The organism is Cryobacterium sp. RTC2.1 (assembly GCF_035018685.1).
In the GTDB taxonomy this organism is placed as follows: Bacteria; Actinomycetota; Actinomycetes; order Actinomycetales; family Microbacteriaceae; genus Cryobacterium; species Cryobacterium glucosi.
The window spans coordinates 1-21728 of record NZ_JASJXJ010000055.1; the positions used below are offsets into that span (position 1 = coordinate 1).

The window sequence follows — 21728 nt, forward strand, 5'->3', positions numbered from 1 at the left end:
CGGCCGCTGCCGAGCAGGGCGAAGGCGACGGCCGCGGCCGTGACCCAGGCAGCGGTGCGGTGCCTGGCGAGGAACCCGGCGATCCCGGCCGCTCCGGGGCCGCTCACTCCCGGGCCGCTCACTCCGGGGCGATGCGGGGCGGCCTCCTGGACTCCTGGACCCTGCAGTGCGGTGCTGTCCTGATCGTTCACGCCTGTACTGTACCTGCGTCCGCTGTGAGGCGCGCGGCCAGCCACTCGTCGAGAACGGCGGCGGGCACCGGCGGAGACACGTAGTAGCCCTGGGCCTGGTCGCAACCGAACCGCGCGAGCTGCGCGTACGCCTCGGCGTCCTCGACCCCCTCGGCCACCATCCGCAGCCCCAGGCTGTGGGCGAGGTGGATGCTCGACGACACCACTGCGGCGGCGCGCTTGTCACCGTTCAGGGGGGCCACGAACGAGCGGTCGAGCTTGAGCTCGTCGATCGGGAGTTCGCGGAGGTAGGCGAGCGAGCTGTAACCCACGCCGAAGTCGTCGACGGCGATGCGGATGCCGCGGGCACGCAGTCTCCCGAGGATGTCGCTCGCCCGGCCGCGATCGTCGAGCAGGAAGGCCTCGGTGATCTCGAACATGAGGGCAGTCGCCGGGAGGTCCCGCGCGGTGAGCATGACGCCGACCCGTTCAGGCAGGCCGGAGTCGAGGAGCGAACTCGCCGCGAGGTTGACCGCGATCGTGAGCCTCTCGCCGCGACGGTGCCACACCGCGGCCTGGTCGAGTGCGAGTTCGAGGACCCGCTCCGTCAGCGTCTGCATCAGGCCGGCGTCCTCGACGAGTTCGAGGAATTCGCTCGGGTAGAGCAGGCCGCGTTTCGGATGGTTCCAGCGCACGAGGGCCTCGACCCCGCGCACCTCCCCGCCGGAGAGGTCGACCTTCGGCTGGTAGTGCAGCACCAGCTGGTTGGTCACAAGCGCCGCGCGCAATTCCTCGAGGGTGCGCAGCCGGGTGTCGCCATGGCTGTCGTCGACCGGGTGGTACACGCGATGTCCGCCGCGCCGCACCTTGGCCCGGTACATCGCCATGTCGGCCTTGCGCATCAGGATGCCGAGGCTCTCGCCGTGCTCGGGGCTCAGCGCGATCCCGATGCTCGCGCTCGACTGCAGCGAGATGCCTTCGAGCGTGTGCGGCGCCGCGAGGGCGGATCGCACCTTCATCGCGACGACTTCGGCCTCTTCCCGGCCGGAGTCGCGGAGGAAGATCGCGAATTCGTCGCCGCCGAGCCGCACGAGGAGGTCGTCCGCGCCGAGCTGGGCACCGATCCGCAGGCCCACCTGTACGAGGAGCACGTCCCCGACGTCGTGCCCGAGACTGTCGTTGACCTCCTTGAACCGGTCCAGGTCGAGCAGGAGCAGGGCGTTGCGCCCGCCGAGGGCCAGCCGGGCGGGCACTTCGGCGTAGAGGGCCCGCCGGTTCGGGAGCCCGGTGAGGTCGTCGCTGCGGGCCAGCCTGGCGAGATCGCCCATCCGGCCGAGTTCCCGGAATGCGATGACCGTGCGGGCGGACGAGACGACGAGGGTGGCGGCGGCGAGCCCCACCGTCACCTGTGACTCTCCGTGCCTGCTCGAAACCAGGAGGACGGCGAGACCGGCGATCGTCGCGACGACAGGGACCGCGAGCACGCCGGATCCGCTCGCCGAGGCGCCCGGCCGATCTGCTGCATCCGTGCCGCGTTCGGCCGTGCCTCCGTCGCCCGAGCCTTCGTCGCCCGTGTCCGGGGACGCTGCCGTGCGCAGCCACGTCGCGACGAGCGCGAGTCCGATCGACCAGCCGGCGTCGAGCCAGTGGCCGACCACGTAGGTGCCGTTGAGCTTGCCCAGCGCGAAGAGGATGTCCCCCGCGGCGAATGAGAGCAGCCCTCCCACGAGCAGGATCCAGCTCTGGCCTGCCATCAGGATCGGTGACGCCGCGATCGCGACGACCGCTGCGACGATGACGAGGTCGAGCACGGGACTCGCGATGCCCACAAAAGTGGAAATGGACGGCGGCCCCTGGGCGCCGACCGCGAGCACGGGCCCGAGCACGGCGGACACGACAGCGGCGGCGCCGAGACCGCCGACGACGCAGTCCAGCGCGATCGCGAGGGAAAGGCTCCGCAACTGGTGCCGCACGAGGGTGAACAGGGCGACGAGCATCAGCGGGTAGAAGGCGAGGTAGCAGAGCTGGGCGAGGGCGGCCAGCACCGGCACCCAGTCCCCGGCCGGCAGGTCGGCGGCCGCGAAGAAGCCGTTGCCGATCACGAACACGGTCACGGCCGAGGCGGCGAGCCTGGCCTGCAGTCGATTCGACCGGGTGCGCGCGACCGCCACCCAGCAGACGATGAGGGGCGCGGCGGCGGCGAGCACCCCGAGCAGGATGAACGGGGAGGAGACGTAGTCCGCCGGTGCCCGCAGCACGAGGCTCGCCACGTGCGCCGCGATGATCAGCCAGAGCGCCCAGAGCATCCAGCGGTCCAGGCCCTGGCGGCGCGGCGTCACGACGGCCGTCACGGTGACGCCGTGAGGGCGAGTCGACGTTCTGCGAGCCACCTGTCGAGTTCGCCGGCTGGCATCGGCCGGGACATGTGGAAGCCCTGGGCCTCGTCGCAGCCGTACCGGGCCAGGTCAGCGTAGACCTGGGCGTCCTCGACACCCTCGGCCACCATCGTGAGCCCGAGGCTGTGCGCCAGTTCGATCGTCGAGGAGACGAGGGCGGCCGCGCGCGGGTCGTCCTTCATCGGCGACACGATCGACCGGTCGAGCTTGAGTTCGTCGACCGGCAGGTCGCGCAGGTACGCGAGCGAGCTGTATCCCGTCCCGAAGTCGTCGATGGCGATGCGGATGCCCCCCGCCCGCAGCCGGGTCAGGATCGCGGTGGTCCGGGCGCGGTCCTCGAGCAGGAATTCCTCGGTGATCTCGAGGATGAGGGCGGAGGCCGGCAGGCCGCGGTCCGCGAGCATCGCCGCGGTCCGCTCCGGCAGTTCCGCGTCGACGAGCGCGCTCGCCGTCAGGTTGACGGCGACGGTCAGGTCGGCACCGCGGGAGTGCCAGACAGCGGCCTGGTCGAGGGCCATGTCGAGCACCTGTTCGGTCATCGCGTTCATCAGACCGGCCTCTTCGACGATGCTCAGGAAGTCACCGGGCTGGACGAGTCCGCGCACCGGGTGGTTCCAGCGCACGAGCGACTCGACGCCGCGCACGGCCCCGGTCGCGAGGTCGACCTTGGGCTGGTAGTAGAGCTCCAGCTGCCGCTCGGCCAGGGCCACGCGCAGCTCCTGGAGGGTGCGCAGCCGGGCGGCGCCGTGGCTGTCGTCGCTCGTGTCGTAGACCCGGTGACCGCTGCGGCTTGCCTTCGCCTTGTACATGGCCATGTCGGCTTTGCGGAGCAGGCCGGTCAGGTCGAGGGCCTGGCCGGGATAGAGGGCGATGCCGATGCTGACCGTGGTCTGCAGGGTGATTCCTTCGAGCAGGTACGGCCGGGCGAGGGCCTCCCTGAGCGTCCCCGCCACGATCACGGCCTCCGCCTCCCCGGCGTCGGCGAGCAGGATCGCGAATTCATCGCCGCCGAGCCGGGCGACGAGGTCGGTCCCCCGGACATGGCTCGTGAGGCGAGTCCCGACCTGCACAAGCAGTTCGTCCCCGACATCGTGCCCGAGGCTGTCGTTGACCTCTTTGAAGCGGTCCAGGTCGAGGAGCAGCAGGGCCCGGTTGGCACCGGAGGTGAGGCTCAACGGCACCTCGGAGTAGAGGGCGCGCCGGTTGGGCAGCCCGGTGAGGTCGTCCGTCCTGGCCTGCCTGCGCATGTCGCCCATCCGCCGCAGTTCACGGAACGCGAGCGTCGTGCGGGCTGCGGAGAGGACCACGGCCCCTGCCGCGAGGGAGATGGCGAGCGGGGAGACCTCGATCTCGCTCGCGATCAGGAGGACGACGAGTCCCGCGGTCGTAGCCAGGACAGCGAGGGAGAGCGCCCAGCGCATCACGGCCGTGTCGCGGACGGCCGGCGCCGGCGGCACGGGCCTGGCCGAGCGGTGCGCCCACAGGGCCATCAGTGCGAGGCCCGCGATCCAGCCGAGGTCGAACGGCGACGCCGTCGAGTAACTGCCCTCGATGGTCATCCCGGTGAGGGAGAAGCCGATGTCGGCGGCGGCGAAGAGAAGCACCCCCGCGACCAGCATGAGCACGTTGCGCCCGGCACTGATCGACCGTGAGGCGCCGACACCGGCGAGGGCGGCGAGAACAAGGATGTCCAGGAGGGGATTCGCGGCGGCGACGAACGAGTCGAGCGAGAACGGCCTCCCGAATGCCCGGTCGATGCTCGGGCCGAGGAGGACGACGACGAGGGATGCCGCGCCGAGGGCGCCGACGGTGCTGTCGAGAGTCACACCCCAGGACAGCCGCCCCTTCTGCCGGTGGACCAGGACGGCGAGGGCCGCGAGCACCAGCGGGTAGAACGAGAAGAAGAGCGCGGTCGCAAGGATCGCCAGCGAGTCGGAGGCAACGCCCGCGAAAACCAGGTAGGCCAGGGAGAAGAAAATGCCCGACAGGGAATAGGCGCTCAGGGCCAGGGCAGTTAGGACCAACTCGGTCCGGCGCGCCGCGGCACGATGGACCGATATCCAGCAGAGAACGACGGGCGCGGAGAAGGACAGCGCCCCCACGATGTCGCCGACCGGGGTCCGGACGCCTGCGACACCCGCGACGAGGGTCTGGACCGCCGACGCCGCCAACAGCACGATGAGTGACCAGACGAGCCAGGCATCCGACCGTGGCGTGGCCGCACCTCGCCTGCGATCCTCCCGCACCAGCAATTCCATTGGATCCGAGCTCTCGATTGCCGTACCGTCCGGCCGGGGGTCATCCCCGGGTCGCGGTTGCCTGTGAGGTCAGGCTACCGTGCCTGAAGCACCAGCGTCGGCTGGTCAGCGGCCTATTCACCCGGGTAGCGCAGTCCGATCCGTTCCCGGACTGTGTCGAGGGTCTCCATGATGCTCACCATCTCCGCGACCGGGAGCAGGTCGCTCTCGGTGAGGCCGGCGCGGATGACCCGCTCGGCTTCGACCGCCTGGAATTGCATCCCGCGGCCGTTCACGGCAGACACGTACGATTCGAGCACCTCGCCGCTGCTGTTCAGCACCCGGAAACTCGTCGGCGAGTACCAGACCGCGTCGATCTCGATCCGGCCGAGCGTGCCCAGGATCACGGCCGTGTTCGTCCCGGCCGTGTCGCTCGCCGAGAGCGTGACGGCGATCTGGCCGCCGGGGTAGCGGAAGGTCGTCGCGACCTGGGCGTCCGCTCCCGTCGCCTTGAAGGTCGCCGCGGCGAGGATGGTCTCCGGCGTGCCGAAGAGCTCGGAGGCGAAGGTGATCGGGTACACGCCGAGGTCGAGGAGCGCACCGCCGCCGAGTTGCATCGAGTTGAGCCGGTGCCCGGGGTCGTCGGGGAGATCCTGGGTGTGGTCGGCGATCAGGGTGTGCACGTCGCCGAGGGTGCCCGCTGCGATGATCTCCCTGATTCGCCGCATGTGCGGCAGGAACCGGGTCCACATCCCCTCGAGCACGAGCAGGCCCTTCTCCGCGGCGAGTTCGGTGATCTCCCTCGCCTCGCGCGCGTTGAGGGTGATCGGCTTCTCGATCAGCACGTGCTTGCCGTTGTTCAGGGCGAGCGTCGCGTTGGCGGCGTGAAACGGATGCGGGGTCGACACATAGACGATGTCGACCTCGGGGTCCGCGGCGAGGGCCTCGTAGCTTCCGTGGGCCGTGGGGATCCCGAACTCGGTCGCGAAGGCATCCGCCCCCGCCTGGGACCGGGAGCCGACGGCCTGGACGGTGTGCCCGGCCAGGATGAGGTCACTCGTGAATGCGTGGGCGATGCCGCCTGTGGCCAGGATTCCCCAGCGAATTGTCTCGGTCATCCTCCGAGCCTAGTCACGTGCCGCTAGAGCGCGGAGAGGGCCCGGTCGAGGTCGGCGATCAGGTCGGTCGGGTCCTCGATGCCGATCGACAGCCGGATCAGGCCGGGCGCGATGCCGAGGCGCTCGCGGAGCTCCGGGGTGAACGAGGAGTGGGTCGTCGTCGCGGGGTGCAGCGCCATCGAGCGCACGTCGCCGATGTTGGTCATCCGGCTGATCACCCGGAGCCCGTCGAGGAACCGGCGGGCTCCGGCGGTGCCGCCGCGGACCGTGACCGAGAACACCGAGCCGCTGCGGCCGCCGTAGAGCCGATCGGCGAGCTCGTAGTACGGGCTCCCGGGCAGGCCGGCGTAGTCGACGCTGTCGACGCGCGGATGTCCCTCGAGCCATTCCGCGATCGCGAGCGAATTCGAGAGGTGTCGTTCCATGCGGAGGGACAGGGTCTCGATGCCCTGGTGCAGCAGGAAGGAGTTGAACGGGGAGAGTGCGGGACCGATGTCGTTCACGACGGCCTCGCGGGTCATCCGTGCATACGCGGTGGGGCCGTACTGGTCGAGGATCGAAGGCCGGCCCGGGCGCACCGGGTCGGTGAGCAGTGGGTAGGAGCGCGTGGAGGCGGCCCAGTCGAAGCGGCCGCCGTCGACGATGGTGCCGGACAGGGCGGCGCCGTGGCCGCTCAGGAACTTCGTCGAGGAGTGCACGACGATGTCGGCGCCGTGCTCGAATGGCCGGATCAGGAAGGGCGAGGCGATCGTGTTGTCGACGACGAGCGGGATCCCGTGCCGGCGGGCGACCCGCGCGACCCGGGCGATGTCGACGATGTCGTTCTTGGGGTTCGGGATGGTCTCGGTGAAGATCGCCTTGGTGTCCGGGGTGATCTGGCGGTCCCACTCTTCGTCGTCGGCTTCGTCCCAGACGTAGTGGACGCTGACGCCGAAGCGTTTGAAACTGCGGCCGAACAGCACCCGTGTGCCGCTGTAGATGCTCGCAGTCGAGACGATCCGTTCGCCGGAGCCGGCGAGCGCGAGCAGCGCGGCGGTGATCGCGGCCTGGCCGGAGGAGACGACGATGGCCTCGGTGCCGCCCTCGAGGGAGGCGATCCGTTTCTCGGCGACGGTTCCCGAGGGGTTGCGCTGCCGGGAGTAGATCAGGCCGTCTCCCTCACCGGAGAAGCGTCCGGCGGCATCGTCGTAGGAGTCGAAACGGTAGCCGGCCGTCATCGCGATCGGCTGGATCCTGGCCCCGTTGGAGCGGTCTTCGGTCTCGCCGGCGTGCACCTGGCGGGTGTCGAAGGCGTAGCCGTCCCAGTCGTACTCCGGTGCGGCGACGGTGTGCCCCGTGGCGGTGTTCCCTGTGACGCTGTGCCCTGGCGCGGTGTCCTCGAGGGTGGGTTCGATGTCGGCCTGGTGGGTCACGGTGTTCCTGTCCTTGCGTTGTTGCTGTGCACGTTCTGGCGCTGTGCGGTATGCCGCAGGACGGCATCCCGCATCTGCAACACGGCCTGCTCGATGATCGGCAGGGGCATGGCGAAGATCAGCCGGACGTACTCGTCATATCCCTTCCCGCACTGCGCTCCGTCGGTCACCGCAACACCCGCCTCTGTGCGGAAGAAGTCGGCGAGCGACCCCTCGATACCGAGCCGCCGACAGTCGAGCCAGGCGATGTACGTCGCCTCGGGGATGCGATAGCCGACCTCGGGCAGGTGCTCCGCCAGGAGCCGCCCGAGCTCGCGTCGGTTGCCGTCGAGGTAGCCGGTGACCTCGGTGAGCCACTCCCGACCGTGCCGGTAGGCCGCAGTGGCCGCGATGACCCCGGGCGTCGACGCCCCGTGCAGCACCGCGAAACCGAAGATCTGGTAGAGCTCCTCGTCGGCTGGGTTGGACGTGATGAGCTGCGCGGCTTTGAGCCCGGGGATGTTCCAGGCCTTCGACGCTGAGGTCGCGGTGATCGTGTGCCGCGCGGTCACGGTCGAGAGGGAGGCGTACGCCACGTGCGGCGTGGACCCGTAGCGGAGCGGCGAGTGGATCTCGTCGGCGAAGACCCGGCCGTTGTGCCGGTCGACGATCTGCGCGATGGCCTCGAGTTCCTCGCGGGAGATCGCCGTCCCGGTCGGGTTGTGCGGATTACAGAGGATGAGGGTGCGCGCGCCGGCGTGGAAGGCCGCCTCGATCCCGGCGAGGTCGTGCGTCCAGCGCCCGTCCGAGTCGATGCCGGGCACCTCGAAGACCTCTCGGCCGAGTGTCGGAATGAAGGAGAGGAACGGCATGTAGGCGGGCGTCGGGATGATGACGCCGCTCCCGGCCGGGGAGTACTTGGTGATCGCGACCTCGAGGGCGGCCATCACGTCGGAGACCGGGTGGATGTTCTCCGGGGCGATCGCCCAGCCGCAATCGGTGCGGAGCCACTCCGAGGCGGCCTCGGCCATCCGCCGCGTGGTCGCGGGAGCCAGGTAGCCGAGGTCGCCGTCATCGATCGCGCGGTGCAGCGCCTCGGTGACCACGGGGGCCGTTCCGAAGTCCATCTCTGCGACCCACGCGCCGATGGTGCCGGCGTGCAGGCTCCACTTCCGGCTGTCGGGCCGGCTCAGTTGCTCGCGGGTGATGTCGTCAAAGCGGGAAGTCGTCATGGGATCTCTCGGATGGATGGTCACCGGCGCCCCCTGCGACCATGTACTGCGTGGCGCTCACGCTACCAAGTGCGCGCGATGCGGGACGTCTCGAGACGACACATAACGACTCAGTGCACAGCTCTCACGGCGCCCGGATCGACGACCCGCGCTAGCACCGAATACCAAACAACTATAAGGTTTTAGTACCGATCGACCCTGCACGCCCGTGCACCCGCCATCTCAACGGAGAGACCATGCCAGACAGCCCTCGGACCGCACTCTCGATCTCCTCGCTGCGCGCCGAAGGACGCGGCCGGCCGCGGTTCCTCGCCACGGGCAGCCCGGCGCTCTCCTGGCAGGTCGAGACGGATGCCCCTGGCTGGCTGCAGGAGTCCTACGAACTCGAAACCCGGGTCGGCTCCCGCGTGCTGAGTGCCCGGGTGGCCTCCGGGGAGTCGCAGCACCGGGCGTGGCCGGCAGATCCGCTGCCCGCGTATTCGAGCGGCGAGGTGCGGGTGCGTGTCACGGGCGCGGATGGCCTGACGAGCGACTTCTCCCCGTGGCTGTCCCTCGAGACGGGTCCGCTCGGCGCCGCGGACTGGGTGGGCGCGTTCATCGCGGCCTGCACCACCGTCGAGGGAGCCGACCCGGCGCCCGACGCCGCTGTCACGACCGGCCCGTCCACCGCGGCAGACCTCGATGCTGCCGACCGCGGCACCGTGCGGTTCCGCACCGACTTCGAGAGCCGGGACGGCCTCGTCCGCGCGACCCTCTCCGCGACGGCGCACGGCGTCTACGAGGCCGTGCTGAACGGGCGCATCGTCGGCGACGAGGTCCTCACGCCCGGCTGGACGAGTTACGCGGACCGGCTGGCCTGCCAGACCTTCGACGTCACCGGTCTCGTGCACGCGGGCGGCCCGAACGTGGTCGGAGCGACCGTGGCCGACGGCTGGTACGGCGAACGTTTCGGCTTCGACGGCAACTTCGCGCAGAGCTATCCCGGACCGAAGGCGCTCGCCCTCCAGCTCCGGCTGGAATATGCCGACGGGCGCATCGACACCGTGGCGACGGATACGTCATGGACCGCGACGACGGACGGCCCGGTCACGAGCGCAGGGATCTACCAGGGCGAGGACTACGACGCCCGCGCCGAGGACCTCGCGCTCACGGTCCCGGGGACGTCGTTCCCGCATCCGCTCGCCGTCCTCGTGCTGCCGGAGGACGCGGCGGACCCCGCGCGCGTCTTCCCTTCCTTCGCTCCCCCGGTGCGCCGGATCGAGACCCGGGCCGCCGGGCGCATCTTCACGAGCCCGTCCGGAGCTACCCTCGTCGACTTCGGGCAGAACCTCGTCGGCTGTTTGTCGATCACGATCGACGCGCCGGCGGGGCACACGATCACCCTGCGCCACGCCGAGGTGCTCGAGCACGGCGAACTCGGCGTGCGGCCCCTGCGCTTCGCCCGGGCGACGGACCGCTTCACTGGCAACGGCGGCGGCCCGCGCACCTGGAGCCCGCGCTTCACCTTCCACGGTTTTCGCTATGCGGAGATCACGAACTGGCCCGGCACCTCGGGGCCGAAGCTCGGGGATATCCATGCCGTTGTCGTGCACAACGACCTCGAACGCACCGGCCACCTCGAGACGAGCAACCCCCAACTCAATCAGCTGCACGAGAACGTGGTCTGGGGCATGCGCGGGAATTTCCTGAGCCTGCCCACCGACTGCCCGCAGCGCGACGAGCGCCTCGGTTGAACCGGGGACATCCAGGTCTTCGCGCCGACCGCGAGTTATCTCTACGACGTGTCCGGCTTCCTCGGCTCGTGGCTGCGCGACGTCGCCGCCGACCAGGCGCGGGCGGGCGGGGTGGTGCCGTTCGTGGTGCCGAACCCGCTTCCGATGCCGCCGATGCCCGCCGCCGCGTGGGGCGACGCCGCGACCCTCGTGCCGGACGCGCTGTTCGAGCGCTTCGGTAGTGCCCGGGACCTCGCCGCGCAGTACCCGAGCATGCGGGCCTGGGTCGACGCGATCGACCGGCTCGCCGGGGCGAACCACCTCTGGACCGGCGGGTTCCAGTTCGGCGACTGGCTCGACCCGAGCGCCCCGCCGGAGAACCCGGCCGCGGCGAAAACCGACCCGGATATCGTGGCCACGGCGTACTTCTTCCGGTCCACGGCTCGGCTTGCGGCTGCCGCCGTCGAACTCGGCCACACCGAAGACGCCGCCCGGTATGCGCGGCTCGGCACGGACATCCGCACGGCATTCCTCGCCGAGTATGTGACGCCGGCCGGGCGGATGATGTCGGATGCGCACACCGCATACGCGCTCGCGATCGCCTTCGACCTCGTCACCGAGCCCGCGGCCGTTCGACTCGCCGGCGCCCGGCTCGCCGAGCTCGTACGCTCGCACGGCTACCGGATCGGCACCGGCTTCGTCGGCACGCCGCTGATCTGCGATGCGCTGTGCCGGGCCGGGCAGTCCGAGGTCGCGTACCGGCTGCTGCTCGAGGAGGGCTGCCCGTCCTGGCTCTACCCGATCTCGATGGGCGCGACCACGATCTGGGAGCGCTGGGACAGCATGCTGCCCGACGGCAGCATCAACCCGGGCGAGATGACCTCGTTCAACCACTACGCGCTCGGTGCGGTCGCCGACTGGATGCACCGCACCATCGGCGGTATCGCGCCCGCAGAGCCCGGCTACCGGGTGGTACAGATTGCGCCGATCCTCGGCGGAGGACTCACCCGTTCCTTCGCGCGGCTCGATACCGGCTATGGTCCGGTGCGCGTCAACTGGACCCTCTACGGCGGCACGTTCTCGCTCTGCGTCACGATTCCGCCGAACACCACGGCCCGCGTGCTGCTGCCCGGCGCAGCCGAGACCGTTGAGATCGGCTCCGGCAGGCACGAGTGGGTGACGGATGTCTCCGCGCTCGTCGCTGTCCCTGCCCGGGCGCCGCTGACCCTCGAGACCTCCCTCTCGGAGATTGTGAACGACGCCGAAGCCCGTGCGGCCCTCCAGGCGCTCTTCGCGGAGATCGAGTACGTCATCGGGCTCGGCTGGACGAGCGGCGGGCGCTGGAAGAGCGACTCCCCGTTCGGGAGCTCACTCATCATGATGCCGCCGGCCGGCTTCGCGCGCGTCGAGGGGCTCCTCGCGACCCTGAACGCCCGCCCCTAGAGCCGCTCCCGCGCCCGAATGCGCAGCGCGTGCGCGACTCGCGCACGGAAAAGGGGGCGCGACCCGGCCACCACAGCCAGGTCGCGCCCCCTCGGAACAGTCGTTTACTCGTCGTGGCCGGCGTAGCGGAACGAGTCGAACGCGACCGTTCCGGTGACGGCGTAGAGGCCGATCACGCGGCCGGTGAACGAGGCGGCGGTCTCCTGGGAGAGGTACCGCCCGTCGACGCGGGCCAGCTCGATCCGGTCGGCGCCGGTGCCGACGCTCAGCACGACGAGGTCGCTCGTGAGGCCGGCGAGCATGCCCGACCGCATCCCGTCCGGCCCCATCGCACCGGGGGCGACGAAGTCGAGGCCGAGGGTGACCGGCCCGTCCGAGCCCGGCGCGAGCTCACGGGTCCACTCCTGCCGGATCCCGGCGACGCAGGCCCGAGCGGTGACGACACCATTGCCGACCTCGATCTCGTAGTGGTGCACCTCGTCGTAGCGCACGCTGATCCCGCCGAGGCCCTGCCCCGGGTCGATCAGCACCGACGCCGTGGCGAGCGGATGCTGCTGCCGGTAGCCGAGCAAGACCGGCTGCTCGTCGTCGAGGGTCGCACCCTCGCCGTGCAGCACGAGCGAGCCCGGCCGTTCCGTCAGCGAGGCGATCTCGGACGGGTAGCGGCGGATCGAGATCCATTCGGGCGACACGACGGTCTCGGAGAAGTCGGTCTCGTAGACGAACTCGCCGGGCCGCGGGGCGAGGATGACCGGCTCGGCGAGGAGCCAGTCATCCTCCCAGCGGGCCTCCGTGATGAAGGTCTCCCGACCCATGGCCGCGAAGGCCTGGGTCATCCCTGTCGGGCGCATGCCGAGCATGACGATGGCCCAGCCGCCGTCCGGCGTCTCGACGAGGTCGCCGTGGCCGGTGTTCTGGATCGGCCGGGAGGTGCTGCGCGCCGACAGGATCGGGTTGGCCGGCCCCCCGGTGAAGGGGCCGGACGGTGAGGTGCCGCGGGCGATGCTGATGCCGTGGCCGCGTTCGGTGCCGCCCTCGGCGATCATCAGGTACCAGTAGCCGCCGTGCCGGTAGAGGTGGGGCGCCTCGGGGAATTTGAGGCCGGTGCCCGACCAGAGCGAGATCGGTTCGCTGAGCCGCGCCCCGGTCTCGAGGTCGACCGTGACCTGCAGGATGCCGCCGTGCTCCCCTGGCGGGTTCCCGGACGTGGTGTCCAGGCCCGAATAGGTGATGTGCGCGACGCCATCGTCCGACCAGGCCAGGTCGGAGTCGATGCCGTGCACGCCGTCGACGATGGTGCCGTCGCTCCAGGGCCCGGCCGGGTCCGTGGCGGTGAAGATCAGCATGCCGCGACCCATCGCATCCGTCACGACGACGTAGAACAGACCGTCGCGGAAGCGGATGGTCGGGGCACAGGCCCCGCCGAGGGTCGGGACGTGCGCGGAGGCGAGCTGCCCCGGCCGTTCGACGACGTTGCCGACCTGGGTCCAGGTCACGAGGTCGCGGCTGTGGAAGACCGGGATTCCGGGCAGGTACTCGAAGGTCGAGTTGGCGAGGTAGTAGTCCTCGCCGACCTTGACGACGCTCGGGTCGGGGTAGAAGCCCGCGATCAGCGGGTTCGGGTAGCGGGTCACGGCGCTCATCGAACCGTCACCGTCGCTCCGAGCGGGAGCGCCGAAACGCTCGTGCCGGCCTCGAGCCGGAAGTCCCCCGGTTCGAAGTGCCAGCCGTCCTGCCAGTCCGCGAAGGCGCGGGCCGGCACCAGGATGCTGGCCACCACACTCTCCCCCGCCTCGGCGTGCACGGCGGCGAAGCCCACAAGCCAGCGCACCGGCCGGTCGATGGCCGATTCCGCACGGGAGGCGTAGACCTGCACGACCTGTTTGCCTGCCCTGTCGCCGGTGTTGGTGAGACCGACGGTCACCGCGACGGTGTCGGCGCCGTTCTCCTCCGGAGCGACGTAGAGCCGGTCGAGAGTGAGGACGTCGAGGGTCCACTCGGTGTAGCCGAGACCGTGGCCGAACTCGTACGCCGGCTCGGTGCCGGCCTTGAGCCAGGCGCGGTAGCCGATGTGGATGCCCTCGTCGTAGCGCACGACGCCGTCGACGGGGGTCACGTCGAACACCGGGACATCCTCGAGAGTCACCGGCCAGGTGGTGGGCAGGCGCCCGCCCGGCTCGGACTCGCCGAGCAGAATTGCGGCGACGGCGTCGCCGTATTCCTGGCCGCCGAACCAACTGAGCAGCACGGCGGAGACGTCGTTTCGCCACGGCATCAGCACGGGTGAGCCCGCGTTGACCACGACGACGGTGCGCGGGTTGGCCGCGGCGACGGCGCGGACGAGCTCGTCCTGGCGTCCGGGGAGGTCGAGCGAGGTGCGGTCGAAGCCCTCCGACTCGACCTTGGAGTTGGTGCCGACCACGAGCACGACAACGTCGGCGGCCGCAGCGGCGGCGGCGGCTTCCTCGATGAGCGCTTCGGGGTGGGACAGGTCGGGCTCGATGCCGACCGTGATCGCGAGCGCTCCGCCGAGGAAGTCGGGGACGACGTCGTACTCGATCTTCACGTCGATCGGCACGCCGGCCTCGACCGCGAGGTCGACGGTCACCGAGGGCGGCGACAGGAACGCGGCGCCGAGATCGGTGCCGACGGCTTCGGCGCTCGCCTCGTGGCGGAGTTCGCCGTCGATGAAGATGCGGCCGTTGCCGACGCTCGCGAAGCCGATCAGCACCTCGCCGCTCTCCTCCGGCGTATACCGGGTGGTGAACTCGAGCACGCTCGAGGCCGCGATCGGGGCGTCGCCGCCGAACCAGACGAGGGCGCTCGCACGGCGGTCCTCGCTGAAGAGCTCCACGCCGGCCGCGTCGAGGAAGCGCACCCGTGCGCCGGGCTCTCCGGTGACCGGGTTCTCGATCGTCGAGAGCGGGAATTCGGCGATGCCCTCCTGCACGACCGCGCCGACCGAGTAGGTCACTTCCGCGTTCGGCAGCGCGGCGATCAGGCCGTCGAGCGGGGTGACGACGTGCTCGGGGAGCACGGTCGCACTGCCCCCGCCCTGGGTGCGGGCGAACTTCGCATTGTGCCCGATCACGGCGACCTTCGTCAGGCGCTCCGCGGCCCAGGGCAGCTCACCGTCGTTGCGCACGAGCACGGCCCCCGCGATCGCGGCCTCCCGGGCGAAACGGATGCCGTCCTCCACGACGACAGGGACCGGCACGGCGGCTTCGAAGCCGTCCAGGGCGCCGACCCGGGCGGCCAGCCCGAGGAGACGCAGCACCTTGCGGTCGACCTGGGCCTCGTCCACCTCACCGGCGAGCACCGCCGCGACGAGGGTGTCGCCCCAGGGCCCTGCCGGGCCGGGCATCACGAGGTCCTGGGAGTGCCGGGCGCTCTCGATCGAGCGCACGGCGGTCCAGTCGCTGATCACGACGCCGTCGAAGCCCCACTCGGAGTTCAGCGGGGTCTCGAGCAGCTCGTTCTCGGTGACGGTGGGCCCATTGACGGAGTTGTACGAGCTCATCACGAGCCAGGCACCAGCGTCGACGATGGCCTCCTCGAAGGCAAGCAGGTAGAGCTCGCGCAGGGTGCGGTCGGCGACGACGACGTTCGCGGTGAAGCGGTCCGTCTCGAAGTCGTTGGCGATGTAGTGCTTCGGGGTTGCCCCGACGCCGTTCTCCTGAACGCCCGTGACATAGGCGGATGCGAGCTTCGCGGTGAGGATCGGGTCTTCGCTGAAGCACTCGAAGTGGCGGCCGCCGAGCGGCGAGCGGTGCAGGTTGATGGTCGGGCCGAGCACGACGTCGACGCCCTTGCGGCGCGCCTCGACGGCGGCGACATTGCCGTAGCGCCGGGCGATGGCCGGGTCCCACGACGCGCCGAGCGCGGTGGAGGACGGCAGGTTGAGCGAGGGGCTGCGTTCGTCCCAGACCTCGCCGCGCACGCCGGACGGACCGTCGGAGACGAGGATGCGGCGCAGGCCGATCTTCGGGAGCGGCCAGGTCGCCCAGAAGTCGTGCCCGGTGAGCACGAGCACCTTCTCCTCGAGCGTGAGCTGGTCGAGGAGGGCGACGAGACGGGCGTCCACGGCCGTGTCTTCGTTCAGGGAAATCGTTATGACTGGGGTGTCGCTTTCTGTTCTGGAGTCGAAAGATCAAAGGAAATGGGGAGCACGCCGGTCATTCGGCCGCTCCATCGGTGAACACACGCACGTCCCACGGTCCGAGCGTGATCAGGTCCCCCGCATCGTGGGCGGTGCCCGCAAGCACGTCGCTGAGCCGGCCGGGCGCCGGGGCCTCTTGGGGGGTCCACGACCAGTTGTGCACGAAGTACACCCGGGAACCGTCGGCCGCCGTGGAACTCGTCACGGTGACGCTCTCCGGCAGGCCGGTCCAGCCGGCCGAGGGCGCGGGGACCAGCCATTCGGCGAGTGACCGGGCGAGCTCCTGGTTCGGCACCGTGCCGACCACGGTCACCCGGCCGGAGCCGCTGACCGCGCTCGTCACGGCGGGCCAACGCCCGAAATGCGGATGCTCGTAGCGGGCGAGCGACTCAGCTCCCGTCGGCGTGAGACCGTCCACCCACTCGGTGGCGGCGGAGCCGGGACGCAGCACAAAGCCGGTCGCGGCATCCGCTGCCGCAGCGGTGGCCGGGCCAACCGGAATCGGGTCTGTGAGGTTGGCGAACTCCTCGTACCAGGCCCCGGCGACGCCGTCGAGCCGGGCCGGCTGCACCTCGGTGCGGGCGCGGCCCTCCCGGTCGGCGTATGCCGAGCGCGGCCCGAGCACGAGGTGCCCGCCCGCTGCCGCGTACTCGGCGAGCCAGTCGAGCTCCGCGTCCGCTGCGGTGAAGAAGGCCGGCACGATCAAAACGGGATAGGTCGCCGCGAAGTCGATCGGGTCCCCGCCCTCGAGCGGGTCGACCCCGGCGGTGAACCGGGTCGGGAAAAGCTGCTGCGGCCGCACCATGCGGATCTGGAGCCCCGCGTCGAAGGCGCCGCGATAGAACGACGCGAAGATCTTCCGGTACGAGTCGACGTCGAAGTACTGGCCGGGAGCCTGGAACGGCGCCTGCGACGACAGCGCGAACTTGCTGTCCGAGTCATAGAGGATGGCGACGTCGCGGCCCGGGTCGCCTGCGCGACGAGGGACCCGGCGGCACCGAATTCGGCGCCGATCCTGGCCAGCTCGCGGTAGGCGCGACCCGGCTTCTGGTTGTGCGGGAGCACGCCGCCCCAGTATGTCTCGGTGCCGTAGTGCAGGGTGTGCCAGTGCCAGTACTCGATCATCTCGGCCCCGCGGGCGACGAGCGCCCAGGCGATCTGGCGCCACTGGCCGTCGTAGGGCGAGAAGTTCATCGGGGAGTGGCCGATCGACCCGGCATTGGTCTCGGTCACCAGGAATGGTGCCTGCTTCGAGGAGAACATCAGGTCGGCGAGGTTGTAGACCGCCCAGGTCCCGCTGACGATCCAGCCGGTCGAACGCGGCGCATCCGAGGGGTGCAGGAGCGAGTCCTGCGATTCGTAGTACGCGTTGCCGGAGGCCACGTCGAGGTTCGCCGACAGCTCGACGTCTTCGACGCCGTGCTGGTCGTAGGAGATGCAGGTGGTGACGAAGTGGTCCGGGTGCGCGAGTTCACGCACGATGCCGGCCTCCCAGCCGATGAACTCGGTGACGAGCCCGGCCTGGTACCGACGCCAGGCGAGGTCGTACTGCGGCTGGAAGTTGCCGTCCGGCACCCACAGGTCGGCCCAGGTCGAGAGCCGGTGCGACCAGTAGGTGAGGCCCCATTCCGTGTTGAGGGTCTCGACGTCGCCGTAGATCCCGCGCAGGTGGTCGACGAAACCCTGGAAGACCCCGCGGTTGTAGAGCAGGTGCAGGCCGGGCTCGTTGTCGACCTGGTAGCCGATCAGGGCGGGGTGGTCCCGGTAGCGCCCCACGATGGCGCGGATGATGCGCTCGGCGTGGAAGCGGAAGGCCGGGTGGGTGAAGTCCATCTCCTGGCGCGACCCCCAGGACTTCGCCGTGCCCGTCGCCGTGTCGAGGGCGATCTCGGGGTGCTTCCGGGCGAGCCACATCGGCAGCGCGTAGGTCGGGGTGCCGAGGATGACCCCGATGCCCCGCTTGTGCGCGCCGTCGAGCACGGGCTCGAGCCAGTCGAGGTCGAAGACGCCGTCCTCGGGTTCCCAGGTCGACCAGACCGATTCGCCGACGCGGATGACCGTGAAACCGGCCGCCTGCATCAGGTCGAGGTCGGTGTCGAGCCGCGGGCTCGGCTGGTACTCGTGGTAGTAGGCGGCTCCGAAGCGGATGCCGGCGAACGGCGGGGCGGACGAAGGCCCGGTCACGCGACGGCCTCTGGCAGCAGGGCCTGGGCCCGCTGCTCGGCGAGCAGGCGCGCACGGTCCTCGCGGCGCTCCGTCTGCCGGTCGGGGTCCGGCACGGGTGCGGCGAGGAAGAGCCGCTGGGTGTACGGGTGCTCCGGGCGACTGGTGACCTGGTCGCCGTCGCCCCACTCCACGATCTCACCGTGCAGCATCACGGCCACGCGGTGGCTGAGGTGCCGCACGACGGCGAGGTCGTGCGAGACGAAGAGGTAGGCGACGCCGGTGCGTTCCTGGATCTGACGGAAGAGGTCGAGCACCCGCGCCTGCGTGGAGAGGTCGAGCGCGGAGACGGGCTCGTCGCAGACGATCAGCCGCGGGTCGAGGGCGAGGGCGCGCGCGATCGCTATGCGCTGCCGCTGGCCGCCGGAGAATTCCCGGGGCAGGCGGTCGGCCGCATTGCTCGGCAGCCCGACCTGGTCGAGCAGGTCGAGCACGCGCTTGGACGCATCCGCCCGGCTGACCTTTCGCACGGTGAGCGGTTCCACGAGGATCTGCTCGATGGTGAGCGACGGATTCAGCGAGGTGTACGGGTCCTGGAAGACGACCTGGATCTCGCTCGACAGCGCCCGGCGGCCCTGGCGGCCGAGGTGGGAGATGTCCTTCCCCTTGTAGAGGATCTGGCCGCCGGTGACCGGGGCCAGGCCGAGCACGGCGCGGCCGAGGGTGGTCTTACCTGAGCCGGACTCGCCGACGAGGCCGACGGTCTCGCCGGGGCGGATGTCCAGGGACACGCCCTTGAGAGCCCGGAACGGCGGCTTGCGGAAGCCCTTGATCGGGTATTCGACGACGACATCCTTGACGTCGAGCAGAAGGTCGGTCATGACTGCACTCCAATGGTTTCGTCGGTCCTGGCGGCGGCCGCAGCGGAGACGAACTCGAGCAGCGGGCCGCGGGCCTCGCCGTCCTCGAGGATCGCCGCGAGCAGGGACTGGGTGTACGGGTGTTCGGCGTGGTTGAAGATGGCGCGCACCGGGCCGGTTTCGATCACCCGGCCGTCGCGCATCACCGAGACGCGGTCGCAGAGGTCGGCGACGACCCCGAAGTTGTGCGTGACGAGCACGACGCCCATGTTGAGTTCGGCCTGCAGGTCGCGCAACAGCTCGAGCACCTCGGCCTGCACGGTGACGTCGAGCGCGGTGGTCGGCTCGTCGGCGATGAGCAGGTCGGGTTCGCAGGAGACGGCGCCGGCGATGAGCACCCGCTGGGCCATGCCGCCGGACACCTCGTGCGGGTACGCCGCGAAGGTGCGTTCCGGGTTCGGGATGCCGACCTTGGCGAGCAAGTCGAGCGCGCGGGCTGTGGCGGCCTTCTTCGACAGGCCCATGCAGACCCGCATCGGTTCGACGAGCTGGCTGCCGATCGTGAATGACGAGTCCAGGTTCGACATCGGCTCCTGGGGGATGTAGGCGATCTTCTTGCCGCGGATCTTCGTCATCTCCTTCTCGGAGACGGTGGAGAGGTCGCGGCCCTCGAAGAAGATGGCGCCACCGGTGATCCGGCCGCCGTCGGGCAGCAGCCGGAGGATCGACCAGGCGGTCTGGGTCTTGCCGGACCCGGACTCGCCGATCAGGCCGTGGACCTCGCCGCGTCGGACCGTGAGCGAGACGTCGGAGACGACGACCTTCACAGAGCCGTTCGGCTGGTCATAGCCGACGGCGAGCTCGCGCACGTCGAGCAGGATGTCCCCGGTGCGGCCGGCGATGGCCGCGTCGTCGGGGTGCGAGAGCACGGGCTGCTTGTAGACGTCGACGCTCGCGACGGTCTTCTTCGCGTTCCGACGCTTGGCCTTGCCGCTGCGCTCGAGTTCGTCGCGCATCGCGTTGGCGAGCAGGGTGAGCGCGACACAGACGATCGCGATCACGAGGCTCGGCCAGAGGATCAGGAGCGGCGCCTTGTAGATCTTGGCGAAGCCGTCGTTGAGCATGGTGCCCCAGGTCGGGATCGACTGGTCGCCGAGACCGAGGAAGTCGAGTCCGGCCTGGATCGCGATCGCGATGCCGAGCACCATGGCCGACTGGATGATGACGGGGGCCCGCACGACCGTGAGGATGTGCCGGCCGATGATGCGGGCGTCACCGAGCCCCGCAACGCGGGCGGCGTCGACGTAGAGCTCGTTCCGTACCGCGGTGACCGAGGCGTAGACCAGCCGGAAGAACGCCGGCGAGAGCAGCACGCCGAAGATGGCCATCGAGAGCCACATCGACGGGCCGAGCACGGCGCGCGCCGCGAGGAGCACGACGATGCCGGGCAGCGCCATCAACAGGCCGGTGAGCCAGGAGGAGACCGCGTCGAACCACTTGCCGTAGTACCCGGCGATGAGACCGCCGGTCACGCCGATGATCAGGGCGATGACGAGGGCGAGCAGGGCACCGGCGAGGCTGAACCGGCCGGCGAAGACGAGGCGCGAGAAGACGTCGCGTCCGGCGCTGTCGAAGCCGAGCGGATGTCCCGGCTCGGCAGGTGAGAGCACCTTGGCGATGGTCGCGAGGTTGGGATCCGCGGTGGCGATGATCGGCGCGAAGATCGCGCTCAGCGCGACCACGACGAGGAAGAAGATCGAGACGACGCCGATCGGGTTCCTGAGCAGGCGCACGAACAGGGAGCGGCGCGAGCTGCGGGGGGCGACGGGCGCGAGGGCCGTGGGAGTGAGATCGATCATGAGAGACGCACCTTCGGGTTCAGCCAGCCCTGGAGCAGGTTGATGAGCGGGTTGACGACGACGACGACGATGATGGCGGTCGCGACGACCAGACCCATCACCATCGGGATGTCGCCCTGGGTGGTCGCGGTGACCGCGACCTGGCCGAGGCCCGGGATCGCGAAGATCTGTTCCACGATGACGGCGCCGCCGAGCAGTCCGACGAACTGCACCGCGAGCACGGCGAGCGCCGGTCCCCCGGCATTCCGCAGCACGTGCTTGTAGACGACCCGATTGAAGGAAAGGCCCCGGCTGCGCAGGGTGCGCACGTAGTCCTGGCGGAGGGCATCCGTTACCGAGCCCCGCACCTGCTGGGCGACGCCGGCGATGCTGCCGATCGCGAGGGCGATGATGGGCAGGGTGACCGTTGCGAGCCATCCGCTCGGCGATTCGGTCAGGGGCACATACCCGGTGGGCTTGAACCACTTGAGGTTGAGCGCGAAGAGAGTGACGAGGCCGAGGGCCACGAGAAAGCCGGGAATCGCGAAGCCGAGGATGGAGACGGCCTGGACGACCTTGTCGGCCCAGCCGCCGTGCACCGCCGCCCAGACGCCGAGCACAACGGCGACGATCGCGGTGACGAGGATGGCGCCGATCACGAGAGAGAGGGTGACGCCGACCCGGGAGGTGATGCCGACCGTGACGAGCTGGCCGGTGAACCAGGACGTGCCCAGGTCGCCGCGGACCGCGTGGCTGAGCCAGTCGACGTATTGCACGGCGAGGGGGCGGTCGAGCCCGAGGGCCGCGGTCTTCTGGGCGACACCCTCCTCGGTGGCCATCTGGCCGAGGATGCGGCGGGCGATGTCACCGCCGCCGACGTAGAGAAGGGAATACGCGATCGTGGAGATCACGAAGAGCAGAACGATGCCAGAGAGCAATCGTCTGAGGATGAATCTGAACATCGTTGTTCCTCACTGCAGTGGATGGAGACCGGGCCGCGCGGCTGCCC

14 protein-coding genes and 1 pseudogene are annotated in these 21728 nt (G+C 70.2%); 2 read left to right on the plus strand and 13 right to left on the minus strand.

Features of this window, described 5'->3' with window-relative positions; all coding sequences use genetic code 11:
* From QN357_RS09025 to QN357_RS09050, 6 genes are all read right to left on the minus strand, one after another.
* A partial coding sequence (locus QN357_RS09025) for a hypothetical protein (protein WP_323504783.1) occupies nt 1–191 on the minus strand: 191 nt, incomplete at its 3' end.
* Nucleotides 188–2521 (minus strand): putative bifunctional diguanylate cyclase/phosphodiesterase, encoded by a 2334-nt coding sequence (locus tag QN357_RS09030; protein WP_322189384.1) that lies wholly within the window; start codon nt 2519–2521, stop codon nt 188–190. The genes QN357_RS09030 and QN357_RS09025, both read right to left, overlap by 4 nt.
* Nucleotides 2518–4812 (minus strand): putative bifunctional diguanylate cyclase/phosphodiesterase, encoded by a 2295-nt coding sequence (locus tag QN357_RS09035; RefSeq protein ID WP_323504784.1) that lies wholly within the window; start codon nt 4810–4812, stop codon nt 2518–2520. The genes QN357_RS09030 and QN357_RS09035 overlap by 4 nt, the downstream gene beginning before the upstream one ends.
* Nucleotides 4813–4937: 125 nt before the next feature.
* Entirely contained in the window at nt 4938–5921 is a 984-nt protein-coding gene (locus QN357_RS09040; protein ID WP_134447076.1) for a Gfo/Idh/MocA family protein, read from the minus strand.
* A gap of 23 nt (nt 5922–5944) precedes the next feature.
* Nucleotides 5945–7195 (minus strand): O-acetylhomoserine aminocarboxypropyltransferase/cysteine synthase family protein, encoded by a 1251-nt coding sequence (locus QN357_RS09045; RefSeq protein ID WP_416173121.1) that lies wholly within the window; start codon nt 7193–7195, stop codon nt 5945–5947.
* Nucleotides 7196–7329: 134 nt separating this feature from the next.
* Nucleotides 7330–8544, minus strand: a complete 1215-nt coding sequence (locus QN357_RS09050) for a MalY/PatB family protein (RefSeq protein WP_322189377.1) — start codon at nt 8542–8544, stop codon at nt 7330–7332.
* Between the two features lie 236 nt (nt 8545–8780).
* Here QN357_RS09050 and QN357_RS09055 point away from each other — a divergent pair.
* Both QN357_RS09055 and QN357_RS09060 read left to right on the plus strand, forming a co-directional pair.
* Nucleotides 8781–11180 (plus strand): annotated as a pseudogene (locus QN357_RS09055) (family 78 glycoside hydrolase catalytic domain); the annotation flags it as partial.
* On the plus strand, nt 11178–11699 hold the full coding sequence (locus QN357_RS09060; protein WP_322189906.1) for an alpha-L-rhamnosidase C-terminal domain-containing protein: 522 nt from the start codon (nt 11178–11180) through the stop codon (nt 11697–11699). The pseudogene QN357_RS09055 and the gene QN357_RS09060, both read left to right, overlap by 3 nt.
* A 104-nt stretch (nt 11700–11803) precedes the next feature.
* Here the strand turns inward: QN357_RS09060 and QN357_RS09065 are convergent, their stop codons facing one another.
* The 7 genes from QN357_RS09065 to QN357_RS09095 all read right to left on the minus strand — a co-directional run bounded on the left by QN357_RS09065 (nt 11804) and on the right by QN357_RS09095 (nt 21681).
* Nucleotides 11804–13342, minus strand: a complete 1539-nt coding sequence (locus QN357_RS09065) for a glycoside hydrolase family 43 protein (protein ID WP_322189375.1) — start codon at nt 13340–13342, stop codon at nt 11804–11806.
* The gene (locus QN357_RS09070; RefSeq protein WP_323504785.1) at nt 13339–15783 is read right to left on the minus strand and encodes a beta-glucosidase; all 2445 of its coding nucleotides are present in this window, start codon (nt 15781–15783) and stop codon (nt 13339–13341) included. The genes QN357_RS09065 and QN357_RS09070 overlap by 4 nt, the downstream gene beginning before the upstream one ends.
* A 91-nt stretch (nt 15784–15874) precedes the next feature.
* Complete coding sequence (locus QN357_RS09075; protein ID WP_322189371.1) at nt 15875–16663, minus strand: beta-galactosidase trimerization domain-containing protein; 789 nt, start codon at nt 16661–16663, stop codon at nt 15875–15877.
* The gene (locus QN357_RS09080) at nt 16561–18042 is read right to left on the minus strand and encodes a beta-galactosidase (RefSeq protein ID WP_322189369.1); all 1482 of its coding nucleotides are present in this window, start codon (nt 18040–18042) and stop codon (nt 16561–16563) included. The genes QN357_RS09075 and QN357_RS09080 overlap by 103 nt, the downstream gene beginning before the upstream one ends.
* Nucleotides 18039–18902: an ATP-binding cassette domain-containing protein gene (locus tag QN357_RS09085; RefSeq protein WP_322189366.1), complete on the minus strand. Its 864-nt coding sequence runs from the start codon at nt 18900–18902 to the stop codon at nt 18039–18041. The genes QN357_RS09080 and QN357_RS09085 overlap by 4 nt, the downstream gene beginning before the upstream one ends.
* Complete coding sequence (locus QN357_RS09090; RefSeq protein WP_322189364.1) at nt 18899–20740, minus strand: dipeptide/oligopeptide/nickel ABC transporter permease/ATP-binding protein; 1842 nt, start codon at nt 20738–20740, stop codon at nt 18899–18901. Before QN357_RS09090 ends, QN357_RS09085 begins: the two co-directional genes overlap by 4 nt.
* Nucleotides 20737–21681 carry an ABC transporter permease gene (locus QN357_RS09095; protein WP_322189362.1) on the minus strand — a complete coding sequence of 315 codons (945 nt, stop codon included), beginning with the start codon at nt 21679–21681 and terminating at the stop codon, nt 20737–20739. Before QN357_RS09095 ends, QN357_RS09090 begins: the two co-directional genes overlap by 4 nt.
* Nucleotides 21682–21728: the final 47 nt, after the last annotated feature.

Excerpts from the sequence above, each read along its gene's own strand:
- QN357_RS09095 (WP_322189362.1), bottom strand. The coding sequence starts at position 21,681 with ATGTTCAGATTCATCCTCAGACGATTGCTCTCTGGCATCGTTCTGCTC.
- QN357_RS09090 (WP_322189364.1), bottom strand. The coding sequence starts at position 20,740 with ATGATCGATCTCACTCCCACGGCCCTCGCGCCCGTCGCCCCCCGCAGC.
- QN357_RS09040 (WP_134447076.1), bottom strand. The coding sequence starts at position 5,921 with ATGACCGAGACAATTCGCTGGGGAATCCTGGCCACAGGCGGCATCGCC.
- QN357_RS09050 (WP_322189377.1), bottom strand. The coding sequence starts at position 8,544 with ATGACGACTTCCCGCTTTGACGACATCACCCGCGAGCAACTGAGCCGG.
- QN357_RS09075 (WP_322189371.1), bottom strand. The coding sequence starts at position 16,663 with ATGGTGCGGCCGCAGCAGCTTTTCCCGACCCGGTTCACCGCCGGGGTC.
- QN357_RS09085 (WP_322189366.1), bottom strand. The coding sequence starts at position 18,902 with ATGACCGACCTTCTGCTCGACGTCAAGGATGTCGTCGTCGAATACCCG.
- QN357_RS09065 (WP_322189375.1), bottom strand. The coding sequence starts at position 13,342 with ATGAGCGCCGTGACCCGCTACCCGAACCCGCTGATCGCGGGCTTCTAC.
- QN357_RS09060 (WP_322189906.1), top strand. The coding sequence starts at position 11,178 with ATGCACCGCACCATCGGCGGTATCGCGCCCGCAGAGCCCGGCTACCGG.